The sequence below is a fragment of the Lacisediminihabitans sp. H27-G8 genome (genome assembly GCF_046156175.1).
GTDB lineage: Bacteria > Actinomycetota > Actinomycetes > Actinomycetales > Microbacteriaceae > Lacisediminihabitans.
Genome location: NZ_JAYLVL010000003.1, coordinates 154,775 through 167,023 on the forward strand (window position 1 = coordinate 154,775; position 12,249 = coordinate 167,023).

A 12,249-nucleotide genomic window follows, 5' to 3' on the forward strand; every position below is an offset into this window, starting at 1 on the left:
CGCATAAGAGTGCAACTCGCGGGGAGAATCGCGCGGGGACTCGCGGGGAATCGCGCGCGTTCGGGCTCCTGTGGACGATTCGCGCGCGGAGGAGCGCGAACTGGCACCCTCCACGGATGACCCGCGCCTCTGCCCTTCCGCCTGGGCTTCCTCCGCACGGATTCACTGTCGGCGTCGCACGGGACTTCGGAATCACGCCGAGTCGACTGCGTGCTGGGGACCTCGATCACAGCGTCTGGGGTGTCCGCGCCGCCAGCCCACCGACTGGCCTCCGCGAGAGGTGCGCGCTACTGCAGTTGAGGATTCCCGAACGCGCATTCTTCAGCCATTCGACCGCCGCGCTGATTCACGGCATCCCGCTCCCGTGGGACCTCGAGCACGACGACCAGCTTCACGTGGGGGTCCCGTCACCATCGCGCGCGCTCTCCGCGCGCGGGCTGGTCGGGCATCGGCTGGCAGTGACCCCCTCCGATGTCAACGTGTTGTCGGAGCTTCGGGTTACATCCGCCGTGCGCACGTGGACGGACCTTGCTGACCAGCTCGAGTTCCAGGATCTCGTCGCCGCGGGCGACTTCCTCATCCACTGGCGAAGGCCTTTCACCACCAGGGTCGCCCTCGAGGAAGCGATCCGATTGCGAGGCGGCCGGCGTGGCTCCCGGGCGCTCGACCGAGCGGTTCGGCGTCTCAACGAGCGCGCCGAATCGCCGCCGGAATCACGGCTGCGTCTGATTCTCGAGGACGCCGGATTCCCGCCGCCGCAGATCAATCGTGAAGTGACAGGGCAGTTCGGAGAGTTCCTCGCCCGCACCGATTTCATCTTCGAAGGCCTTCGTCTGGTGCTCGAGTACCAGGGGGACTACCACCGCACGACGAAGGGGCAGTGGCGGGCGGACATGACCCGTCGATCGAAGCTGGAGGCCCATGGTTGGAGGGTGATGGAGTTGAACGCCGACGACCTGAAAGATCCGGCCGAGCTCGTGGTGCGCATCCGTCGGCTGCTCGCACATCGCTGACCTCAGCGGGGTCGACTTGCACTCTTCTGCGGGTGAGAGCGCCCGCGAGGCCGCAAAAGAGTGCAACTCGAGGGCAGAGACTGGGGCGGAAGTCTGGGGAAGCGACTGGGGCAGCGATCCCGGCGCGCTCTCCGGTCCGGCGCATGGCCCGGCCCGGCGCATGGCCCGGCGCGCGCCGCGCACGACGCAGGGCCAGGCGCAGGGCACGGCGCGCGCATGCCCCGGCGCGCTCAGGGCACGGCGCGCGCTCAGGCGAACAGGCTCACTACAGCCTCGCGGAATGCCACGGTATGCCGCTCGACGTCGGCCGCTGTAGTGCTCGGGGCCATCAGCGCCATGTTGTGGAACGGCGTGATGAGGATGCCGCGGTTGAGGGCGTGCAGGTGGAGGTACTGTTGCAGCTCGAAGTCGTCAGCATCCGCGGCCTCCGCACCATCGTGGGGCGCTGTCTGCCGGAAGCTGTATTCCGCCCGGGCGCCGAGTTGTGTGACCTGCCAGGGCACGTGGAATTCGTCGAGAGCCGACTGCACGCCGACCGTCCATTCGGTGGCGCGATCGATCATTGCCGGGAAGGCATCGGCGGTCAACACCTGCGACAGGGTGGCACGGATGCCCGCGAGAGAGAGAGCATTGCCCGCGAGGGTGCCTCCCACTCCCCCGACGTCGATGTCTTCCAGCTCCAGTGACTCGCGCACGAGAGCCGAGAAGGATGCCGTCATTCCATATGCCCCCGCGGGAATGCCTCCACCGATGCTCTTGCCCACGACCACGGCGTCCGGGTCGAGGCCGTCTCGGGAGATCATCCCCCCGGGCCCGGCGGACAGGGTGTGGGTCTCGTCGATGATCAGGATCACGCCGAAGCGGGTGCAGAGCTCACGCACGGCCGCGTGATAACCCGGGTCGGGCAGCACGATTCCGATGTTGGTGAGAGCCGGCTCCATCAGCATTGCGGCGATCTCGCCGGTTGCGAGCACGACCTCGAGGGCCTCGATGTCATTGAAGGGAACAACCGCCGTCGTGAGGCTCGGCGGCACCGGTGCCCCGATAGTGCCCCGTCGTTCGACGACCGCCCCCGAGTCGTCGAGGGTGGCATAGGCCTCGTCGACGGTGCCGTGATAGCAGTAGTCGTGCACCACGATCTTCGGACGGCCGGTCACCTGGCGGGCATAGCGGATGAGGCTGCGGTTGGCGTCGGTCGCGGAGAGGCTGAACTGCCAGGCGGGCACCCCGAAACGCTCGGCGAGGAGTGCGGCCGCAGCCGCCGCATCCGCCGTAGGAAGCATGAAGGTCGAGCCCTTGGCGAGTTGCGCGGAGATCGCGGCCACGGCGGCCGGGGGCGCATGGCCGCACATCGCGCCCGTGTCGCCGAGACACAGGTCGACGTGGTCGATGCCGTCCACGTCGAGAAAGTGCGAACCGGAAGCGCTCTGCACGTACACGGGCCAGGGACCCGGCCACTTGGCCATCCAGAGCATCGGCACGCCGTCCGGCAAGTGGGGCGTGGCCTCGGCGAAGAGTTGCGCCGAACGCGGACGCTGGGCGCGGAACAGGTCGATCTCGGCCTGCCAGAGCCCGGCGAGCCGAGCGCGATCTTCGTAGGGCATCAACCGACCTTGGCCAGTCGCTTTCGGCGGGCCGCAGCACTCACCTGTTGCGACACCACGAGAACGATCGCGATGAGGAATACCGCCGAAGCGATCACGTTCGCTTCCGCCGGGATGCCGCGGGCCGCCGCGATGTAGACGAACTTGGGGAAGGTCGTCGCCGATCCGGAGTTGAAGTTGGTGATGATGAAGTCGTCGAAGCTGAGGGCGAAGGACAGCAGCGCCGCCGCGACGATGCCCGGGAGCAGCAACGGGAACGTGATGCGCCAGAACACCTGGGCCGGAGATCCGTACAGGTCGCGACCCGCCTCCTCGAGCGCAGGATCGAGACTGGACACACGCGCTTTCACCGTCACCACCACGAAGCTGATGCAGAACATCGTGTGGGCGATGATGATCGTGACCAGCCCCTTTTCCACGCCGGCGCCGAGAAACTCTGCCGCGAGGCCTGCCCCGAGAACGACCTCGGGGGTGGCCATCGGCAGAAACAGCAGCAGGCTGATCGCCGAACGGAAGCGGAACCGGTAGCGCACGAGGGCGATTGCGATCATGGTGCCGAGGGTCGTGGCGATCACCGTCGCGGTCACGCCGATCAGGATGCTGTTGCTGAACGCCGCGCAGACATCCTGCGCATCGCAGACATGGGTCCAGTTGTTGAGCGTGAACCCCCGCCAGGAGATGTTCGACTTGATCGAGTCGTTGAACGAGAAGATGAAGGTATAGGCGATGGGGATGAGGAGGAACACGAGCGCGAGCGCCGTGTAGACCGGAAGCAACCAACTGCCTAGGCTGAAGCGAACGCGAGGTCCGCGCGGGGCGGGCGGGGCATCAATTGCCGCCGCGATCGCCCGCGATTCCTGAAGGGTCACAGCAGGTCCTCCGTTCCACTCCGACGCACATAGACGGTGACGATCGCCAGGATCACGACCATGAGGATGATCGACAGCGATGCCGCGGCGGGGTAATTGAGCAGCACGAGGAAGTTGCTCTCGATCACGTTTCCGATCATCGAGGTGCCGGTGCCGCCGAGGAACTCCCGACTGGCGTTCACATAGTCGCCTGCCGCCGGGATGAAGGTGAGCAGCACCCCGGAGACGATGCCCGGCATCGACAGCGGAATCGTCACGGTGCGGAAGACGGTGAACGGATGCGCGTAGAGATCGCTTCCCGCTTCGAGATAGCGGGTGTCGAGCCGTTCGAGCGCCGCGTACAGCGGCAGCGTCATGAAGGGGATGAAGTTGTAGGTGAGCCCGAAGACGACAGCCACCGGGGTGCCGGTGACGTGAGCATCCGGGGCTAGCAGCGACAACGCCTTGAGGCCGGTGACGAAGCCCGACTCATCCGAGAGGAGCGACTTCCAGGCCAGAGTGCGCAAGAGGAAGCTGATGAAGAACGGGGCGATCACCAGCACGAGCATCAGGTTCTGAAGGAGCGGCCAGCGGCGCGCCTTCACCCCGATGAAGTAGGCGAGCGGATAGCTGAACAGCAGCGCGAAGACCGTGGCGAGCACCGCGTAGAAGAACGACCGCACGATCTGGCCGCCGTACTGCGTGATGGAGGTGACGTAGTTCTGCCAGTCGAAGGCGGTCTGGTACGCCCCGATATCGCCGAGCGCAGAGGGAGCCTGCAACGACGTGATGACGAGCGACACCAGCGGCACCAGGAAGAACAGCACCAGGTAGAGGATGCCCGGGAGCAGCAGAAACAGGGCGATGCGACTCTTGCGGCGCGGAGCCTGTTCCTGCGCGGTGCCGGTGGCGAATGCGGAGAATGCCATGGCCTCAGGCTTCCTCGAGCTCCGACATGAGCGCCCGCTTCTTCTGCACGGCGATCGATGCGGTATCCGTGTCGGCCGCGAACCGCGGTGTCGCCGGGGCTTCGTCTTCGAGGCCGAAGCCGTGCTCGACCTTCCACGAGACCCAGGACTCTGCACCCTCGGTGACGACCGGTCCGGCTCCGGTGTTCTGCACGAACACCACGACCGATCCGAGACCGGGGATGGCGATGATGTACTGCGTGCTCACGCCGCTGAACGAGACGTCGATCACGCGACCGGGACCGAGGATGTTGGTGCCTGCCGACTCCGCCGGCTCGCTGAGATGGAGGCTGAGCTTCTCCGGACGAACCCCGACGGTCACGATTCCGGAGTGCCGTTGGGCGCGTGACTTCGGCACGACGATCTTGCAGCCTTCGATGTCGACAGAGATGCTGTCTGCCGTCGTGCCGGCGACTGGGCCGCCGAAGAGGTTCGACTGGCCGAGGAAGTTGGCCACGAATGCCGTGCGCGGAAGCTCGTAGAGCACCTCCGGTGATCCGAGCTGCTCGATGCGTCCCTTGTTCATCACCGCGACGGTATCGGCCATGGTCATGGCCTCCTCCTGGTCGTGGGTGACGTGGAGGAAGGTGAGGCCGACCTCTTCCTGGATGGATTTGAGTTCGAGCTGCATCTGGCGGCGCAGTTTGAGGTCGAGGGCTCCGAGCGGCTCATCGAGCAACAGGAGGGCCGGGCGGTTGACGATCGCTCGGGCGAGGGCCACTCGCTGCTGCTGGCCGCCGGAGAGTTGCGCGGGGCGACGTGCCGCGAGATGGTCGAGCTCGACCAGCCTCAGCGCCTCATGAGCCTTGGTGGAGGCATCCGCGATCTTGCGGCGGCGGAGTCCGAAGGCCACGTTGTCGATGATCGACATGTGCGGGAAGAGCGCATAGCTCTGGAAGACCGTGTTCACCGGGCGCTGGAACGGTTTGGTGTCGGTGACATCCTTCCCGCCGATGAGGATGCGACCGGCGGTGGCCTCCTCGAGGCCCGCGACGAGACGGAGCGTGGTGGTCTTGCCACAGCCGGATGGGCCGAGCAGCGCGAAGAAGGATCCGGCCGGGATGACCAGATTCATCTCCTCGATGGCCGTGAAGCCGGGGAACCGCTTCTGGATGCCGACGAGCTCGAGGTCGGCGCCGGATTCCGCAAATGCACCCGTCGCCATCAGGAGCCCAAGAGGACGGCCTGGAACGCGGCGCCGAATTTGCTTTCCTCTGCTCCGGTGAGAGTGCGGAAGACCTTGGTGTTCGAGAGCGTCTTCTCGTCGGGGAAGATCAGCTGGTTGTCGGCCAGCGTGGGGTCGATGGCCTGCATCGCCTCCTTCGCGCCGACAACCGGGGTGATGTAGTTGACCCAGGCCGCGACCTCTGCGGCGACCTCCGGCTGGTAGTAGTAGTTGATGAGTTCCTCCGAGGCGGACTTCTTCTGCGACCCGATGGGGATCACGAAGTTGTCGTTCCACAGCGTTCCGCCGGCCTCGGGGATGGCGAACTCCCACTTGTCACCGGCCTCGGCATTGATCACCGTGATGTCGCCCGACCAGCAGATCGCGGCGAGCGTGTCCTCACTCTTGAGGTCTTCGAGGTAGGCATTGCCCTTGATATTGCGGATCTGGCCATCGTTGACCTGCTTGCGGAACACGTCGATGGCGTCGTCGAACTTCGAGTCGGCCCACTTCGATGAGATGTCGACCCCGGCCTGCATCATGATGAGGCCGATCGTGTCGCGCATCTCCGAGAGCACTCCGACTCGACCCTTGAGCGACTTGTCCCAGAGGTCGTCGACCGACTTGAGACCGCCCGGCACCTTGTCCTTGTTCCAGCAGATCCCGGCGAAGCCACCCTGCCAGGGCAGGGATTTCTTGCGTCCGGGGTCGAAGTCCACGTCCTGAAGTGACGGGGTCAGATTCTTGGCATTCGGGATCTTCGAGAGGTCGAAGTTCTGCACGTAACCGAAGTTAATGAGGCGGCTGACCATCCAGTCGGTGAGGCAGACGAGGTCGGCTCCGATGTCCTGGCCGAGGGCGAGCTGGTCCTTCACCTTGCCGTAGTAGGTGTTGTTGTCGTCGACCGCGACGTCGTACTTCACGGAGATGCCGGACTGCTTCTCGAAGGCATCGAGCGTCGGGTGGGTCTTGCCGTCCGCATCCTCGTCGAGGTACGCCGCCCAGTTGTCCCACTTGATCTTCTTGTCACTGCTCGACTTGTCTGCCGCGGCGGTGGGCTTTGCAGCCGGCCCTCCGGTCGAACAGGCGGCGAGGGAGAGTGCTGCGGCGCCGATGCCTGCCCCGGTGAGGACGTTGCGACGGGAGAGTGAGGCGGTGCGCGCCTCGCGGATCAGACGTTGGACCATCGGATCCGTTGGTAGTGACCTGGTCATTGAGATGCGACTCCTTCACGACGTATGCAAACGGGACACCGGCGGACCACAAGGCGAACCACAGTGGTCGAGCCGCGTTGGTCGATACTCGCACAGCCGACCGCCCGAGCGCACTCATAAGGGAGCAAAACCACCATCTTGAAACACAATCTTCACGAAATCAGTACCTCGACGCATAATTTCGTTGCGGAATCACGCGTCTCTCGACGCTACGCTGAGGGGTGCGGGACCGATGATCCGGTCGCCCGTCGCCACACCGTCGTGGCACCATCGCACCGACAATCACCCAGGAGTGTCATGAGAGTCGCCGTTCCGTCAGAGGTCAAGAACAACGAGTTCCGGGTGGCGATCACCCCCGCGGGAGTGCATGACCTGGTGGCTCACGGCCACGAGGTGCTCGTGCAGAGCGGAGCCGGCGTCGGGTCATCCATTCCGGACGAGGCCTATGTCGATGCCGGCGCTTCCATCAGCCCGGATGCGGCGTCGACGTGGGCCGCAGCAGACCTGCTGCTCAAGGTGAAGGAGCCCGTCGAGAGCGAATACGGCTACTTCCGTGACGACCTGCTGCTCTTCACCTACCTCCACCTCGCAGCCGAGCGTCGCCTCACCGACGAACTGCTCGCTCGCGGCGTGACCGGCATCGCCTACGAGACCGTGCAGCTCCCCTCCCGTGCGCTCCCACTGCTCGCCCCGATGAGCGAGGTCGCCGGTCGACTCGCCCCCATCGTCGGCGCCAACGCGATGCTCAAGCCCAATGGCGGCCCCGGCCTGCTGGTGCCGGGAGTCCCCGGCACCCATCCGGCCCGGATCGTCGTGCTCGGCGGCGGCGTCGCCGGCACCAACGCGCTGTCGGTGGCGGTCGGGCTCGGTGCCGAGGTCACGGTGCTCGACACGAACCTCCAGCGGCTGCGCGAACTCGATGCTCTCTACGCCGGACGCGTCAAGACCATCGCCTCCAACTCGTTCGAGATCGACCGGGCCTGTGTGGATGCGGACATGGTCATCGGATCCGTGCTCGTACCGGGCGCAAAGGCTCCCAAGCTCGTGAGCAACGAACTCGTGTCGCGGATGAAGCCGGGCAGCGTGCTCGTGGACATCGCCGTCGACCAGGGTGGATGCTTCGCCGATTCCCACGCGACCACCCACGCCGATCCCACCTTCACGGTGCACGGCTCGCTGTTCTACTGCGTCGCCAACATGCCGGGCGCCGTGCCGAACACCTCGACCTATGCGCTCACCAACGCGACGCTGCCCTACGTTCGCGCCATCGCGAACAACGGCTGGATCGAGGCGCTGCGCGCCGATCCGTCCCTCGCCCTCGGGCTCAACACCCATGCGGGCGAGATCATCAGCGAGCCGGTCGCTGCCGCCCACGGACTCGGCTTCCGCACCCTCGCGAGCGTGCTGGCCTAGCGCCCGATCAGCTCGCGCGCCCGGCCGAGGCTCAGGCGGATGGCGCGCGCATCCGCCGCACCGATCCATCCGGCTGCAGAGCCCAGCACTGGTCTGCGCCCGGGCGGATCGGCGGCGGCAGGGCCCGACGACCGCTGATCGCCCGAAATTCGGCGACGCTGCAGCGGTCCACCACCACGAGTCCCTGAGAACGGGCGGCGCCGAGAAGTGCCCAGTTGCCCTGCCAGGTGTCTGGATCACCGATGAGGATCGACGGCGCCCGCGGATCGACCACATCGAGACCGCCAGGCCGTGTCGGTGAGGAGAGAAGCACTACCTCGCCGAGCGGCGGCCGGATCCCGCGAAGACGTCGCGCGAACTCGGCAACCCGAGTCGTCACGATCGCCACGGAGGAGAGGCCCGCGAGATCGAAACCGACAAGTGAGGACTCCCCCGGCCCAGGGACCGCGCGTTCGCCTGCCGCCGGCTCGGAACGGGCGACCTGGATGCGGGACCCGCGCCACTCGCCCGCTCCGGGCGGGGCATTCGCGACATACCCGGGTGAGGTGCCACCGGCCATCAGGTGGTCCTGCCGCGACGCGAGCCGGAGGACGATCCGCTCGTCGCAGAGTGACGCGAGTGTCTGAAGGGCCGGAGGAACGCGGCGCACCGCCAGGCCGAGTTGCAGGCCCACCGCAGATCCGTCGCGCGCGAGCCCGACCAGGCGGTCGACGAAGGCGGGCTGATATTCCTCCCCGAATCTGCCGATGAGCGCGTCGAGGTCGTCGGCGAGCAGCAGTCGCGGCCCCCTCGCTGCGGCTCGAATGCGCTCGCTCGCCGCCTCGACGGCATCCCAGGCCGCGTCCGGGTTCGATGGCAGTCGCTCTACGCCGGATGCGGCGGCAAGGGTCGCGAACAATTCGCTCTTTCCCGAGCCCTGACCTCCGATCACGAGCAGGCTGCCGTGACAGGTGGGGTCGTACCGTGCGGTCTCCTGGCGCTGCTGCTCTGGCAGGTCGACCATGGCGAAGGGAATGCCCGCGCCGTCGCGCTCGAGCGCAGCGAGGGGGATGGAGGAGGCGAGGTCGTCGCACCACGGCCGGCGGATCGCCATCGCGCGATGAGGGTTCTGGCCGATCACCCGGGCGATGTCGGCCTCCGTGGCGCGGGCGACTCGCACCTCCTGCGCGGATCCGCTGGCAATCGAGACGAAGGCCCGCCCGGGATTCTCGCCCGAGAGCTCCGCGGCCTGCCCGGTGCCGAGCACGGCGAGGCTGTCGGCGCGGTTGTTCACCCTGAGCGAGAGGCGCAGGGTCGCGTTGGCGAGCACCCCATCCCGGATGGCGACGGCAGGTCGTTGGGTGCACAGGACGAGATGCAGCCCGAGGGACCTCCCCCGCGCTGCCAGGTCGGCGAATAGGTCGTGCAGCTCGGGGTAGTCGGTGGCCATCGCGGCGAATTCATCGACCACGATCACGAGCCGGGGCAGGTCGACGCCGGGGTCATCCACCGACCGGGCGCCCGCATCGGCGATGGAGCGCTCGCGGAACCTGATCTCCGCCCGCAGGCTCAGCATCGCACGGTGGGCGGTTCTCTCGTCGAGGTCGGTGACGATGCCGACCACATGCGGGAGCTCGCCCAGTGCGGCGAATGTCGCGCCACCCTTGAAGTCGACCAGAAGGAAGGTGACGATCGAGGGCGAGTGGACACGCGCCATCGCCAGTACCCAGCTGATGAGCAGTTCACTCTTTCCACTTCCCGTCGTGCCTCCGACGACCGCGTGCGGCCCCTGCGCCACGAGGTCCACCGTCATCCCTCCCCCGTCGGCGCGCCAGGCGAACACGCAGGCGAGGGTGCCGTGATCGCCGAATGGGCCCTCGGGAGGCGGAAGGGAGTCGAAGTCCCGCTCGATGAGCCGATCCGATTGCGGAGCTCGCCGGGAGAGGATGTGGGCCGCGTCGGCGAGGAAAGCGCCGAGTTGGATGGCTTGCTCCGCCGAGACGAGCTCGACGACCAGATCGACCGGCGGGTCGAGCCCCGCGTCATCCGGAGACCGCACCACCCGTGCACGGCGACCGGCGACGACCCGCACCACCACCCTGCACTCCCGGGGAAGCTCCTCCACCCGCGGAGCGACGGCAAGCACGCCGGACTCGCCCTCACAGCTCCAGCGGATGACGCCGCCAGACAGACCCGGTGCCACCGCCGCCCGATGCGGCAACGACTCCATCCAGTCGAGAGCTGCCGGTCCGGCCGAGAACAGACCGAGGTCCGGCGCGAGACGGTCACCCAGCTGAAGCAGGATGCCGCGAGCGACGGACTGCGCCAGCGCGACCGGCCCGCACACACCGATCCCGAGCCGTGCGTCGACCACGATCGGCACGCCCTCCACAATCGAGGCGAGATCCTGCAGATGGTCGATCGCGGTCTGCACCGGATCGTCGTCCCGCACGGCAGCCACGGCCGTCCCGTCGAGGTGCACCGAACTGTGCGCCCTGCCGAGGCCGAGACGCACGGGTACCCCCGCGCTCGCGGAGACGCGCCATCGTTCTGGGTCGTGGGATGCCCGCGAGGTGATCCCGACCGCACCGGGTGCCCCGCGCAGCAATCGTTCTCGCTCCCGCGCGTGGCGCCTGTCGATCGCGGTGTGCGTGGCCGCGACCTCCTCGGCGAACCGCGCTGATTCCCGCCGCGCCATGCGTCGGGACTGCAGCCGGGCGTCCGCGACGCTGGCCACCGCCACGAGCGGGCCGAGGAGGGCGAAGACCAGGGCGAACGGAGACCGGGTGAGCGCCCAGATGATCACGGAGCCGATGACCGGGGCGAGAACGGCGACGAGGGGAAAACCCTGCGCCCTGGCCTGTTCAGGCTCTCGGGGAGCGGGCAGCGGGCGCAAAACCTCGCCCGGCCGAGCCGAGGTCGAACGCGGAGTCGGGGAAACGGTCATCCTGCAAGCCCAGCATCACGGAGGTGTCTACCCGCGCGAGACCGGACGATCTCGGGACGGTGCTCGCTTCTGGCGGCCGGCCGAGGAGGAGAAGGATCAGCTCACGATGAAGAACTGCTCACCGATGTCCACGCGAGTGCCGCGAGCGATGCGGAAGCGCTTCTCCGGCTGACAGCGCACCGCTTCGGACTCGGGTTCGCGCACGATAGTGCCGTTTCCGGAGTAGCGGTCCATGATCCAGAATCGTCCGGCATCCTGGCCGAATTCCAGGTGGACCTTCGACACCGATCTACTCGGGTCGAGCACTCGCACGAGTTGGTCGAAATACTCGCCGGGCTCCGAGCGCGGGTTGCGGCCGATGAGCCCGCTGCCGTAGACCGTGAAACTCTCGCCCGTGCTGAACTGCAGCACGAATCGCTCTCCCGCCCGACCGGGACGCGAGATGCGGGTGGCCTCGAGATCCGCCGAATCGTCGAACGGCGCGTCTGTTCGTTCTGCTCTCTTCTCCGTCGTCGGCGGCGTGACTCGAGGCGGCTGCGGGGGCATCACGAGGGCGTCCTGGCCCGGTGTCGCAGCGGGTGAAGCAACGGCGGGATCGACGAAGATCGCCGGCGGCGCGACGTCCGGAGCCCTTTCGAAGTCGGGCAGGTGGTCCACGACAGGCACCGGACGCGGCCGCGAGACCGGGGTGTTCGGAGGGCTGAGATTGATGATGGCGGTGTCGCGAGAGCGCCCGAAGTCCTCGCTGGCGGCCCGCGAGACGAAGCCGCACTCACCGCAGAAGATGTCGTCTTCCGACATCGGCGAACCGCACTGCTCGCAGACGACCGTGGCCGCGCCATCCGACCTCGGCACGACCAGCGGTGGAACTGGATTCTGCACGGTCGGCATCGCCGGAGAGTGTGGGTAGTCGACGGTCTGTCGATGCTCGACGGAAGGCGGAGGCGCCGCCGCGAGCGTTGCCGAGACGAGCGGGACGCCGACGACCGCGCGGCCGCATTCGCCGCAGAAGAGGGCCCCCGGAGGCAACGGGGTTCCGCAGAAGGTACACGTCATCTTTCCCGGACCCTCCCCCATTGTTGCCATCCCGCCGCGACC

The 12,249-nt window shown here is 67.2% G+C and carries 9 protein-coding genes; 2 read left to right on the plus strand and 7 right to left on the minus strand.

Annotation, left to right across the window (positions count from 1 at the left end; translation table 11 throughout):
• The first annotated feature begins 116 nt into the window (after positions 1–116).
• Positions 117–1,013 carry an endonuclease domain-containing protein gene (locus tag VLI63_RS10080; RefSeq protein ID WP_409156737.1) on the plus strand — a complete coding sequence of 299 codons (897 nt, stop codon included), beginning with the start codon at positions 117–119 and terminating at the stop codon, positions 1,011–1,013.
• A gap of 248 nt (positions 1,014–1,261) precedes the next feature.
• On the opposite strand, the gene VLI63_RS10085 is transcribed toward VLI63_RS10080, so the two are convergent.
• From VLI63_RS10085 to VLI63_RS10105, 5 genes are read right to left on the minus strand one after another with little or no spacing between them, the layout of a single operon-like run.
• Positions 1,262–2,617 carry a transaminase gene (locus VLI63_RS10085; RefSeq protein WP_409156738.1) on the minus strand — a complete coding sequence of 452 codons (1,356 nt, stop codon included), beginning with the start codon at positions 2,615–2,617 and terminating at the stop codon, positions 1,262–1,264.
• A complete protein-coding gene (locus VLI63_RS10090) occupies positions 2,617–3,450 on the minus strand; it encodes an ABC transporter permease (RefSeq protein ID WP_409157233.1) in 834 nt (277 codons plus the stop codon). The genes VLI63_RS10085 and VLI63_RS10090 overlap by 1 nt, the downstream gene beginning before the upstream one ends.
• Before the next feature lie 32 nt (positions 3,451–3,482).
• Positions 3,483–4,394 carry an ABC transporter permease gene (locus VLI63_RS10095; protein WP_409156739.1) on the minus strand — a complete coding sequence of 304 codons (912 nt, stop codon included), beginning with the start codon at positions 4,392–4,394 and terminating at the stop codon, positions 3,483–3,485.
• A gap of 4 nt (positions 4,395–4,398) precedes the next feature.
• The gene (locus VLI63_RS10100) at positions 4,399–5,598 is read right to left on the minus strand and encodes an ABC transporter ATP-binding protein (protein WP_409156740.1); all 1,200 of its coding nucleotides are present in this window, start codon (positions 5,596–5,598) and stop codon (positions 4,399–4,401) included.
• Positions 5,598–6,785, minus strand: coding sequence for a PotD/PotF family extracellular solute-binding protein (locus VLI63_RS10105; RefSeq protein WP_409156741.1), 1,188 nt, complete (start codon positions 6,783–6,785; stop codon positions 5,598–5,600). Before VLI63_RS10105 ends, VLI63_RS10100 begins: the two co-directional genes overlap by 1 nt.
• A gap of 324 nt (positions 6,786–7,109) precedes the next feature.
• Between VLI63_RS10105 and ald the strand changes: the two genes are divergently transcribed.
• Complete coding sequence (gene ald / locus VLI63_RS10110) at positions 7,110–8,225, plus strand: alanine dehydrogenase (RefSeq protein WP_409156742.1); 1,116 nt, start codon at positions 7,110–7,112, stop codon at positions 8,223–8,225.
• Between the two features lie 31 nt (positions 8,226–8,256).
• On the opposite strand, the gene VLI63_RS10115 is transcribed toward ald, so the two are convergent.
• Together VLI63_RS10115 and VLI63_RS10120 are read right to left on the minus strand one after the other, a co-directional pair.
• Positions 8,257–11,151, minus strand: a complete 2,895-nt coding sequence (locus tag VLI63_RS10115; protein WP_409156743.1) for an FtsK/SpoIIIE domain-containing protein — start codon at positions 11,149–11,151, stop codon at positions 8,257–8,259.
• 96 nt (positions 11,152–11,247) lie between these two features.
• Complete coding sequence (locus tag VLI63_RS10120) at positions 11,248–12,207, minus strand: double zinc ribbon domain-containing protein (RefSeq protein ID WP_409156744.1); 960 nt, start codon at positions 12,205–12,207, stop codon at positions 11,248–11,250.
• Positions 12,208–12,249: the final 42 nt, after the last annotated feature.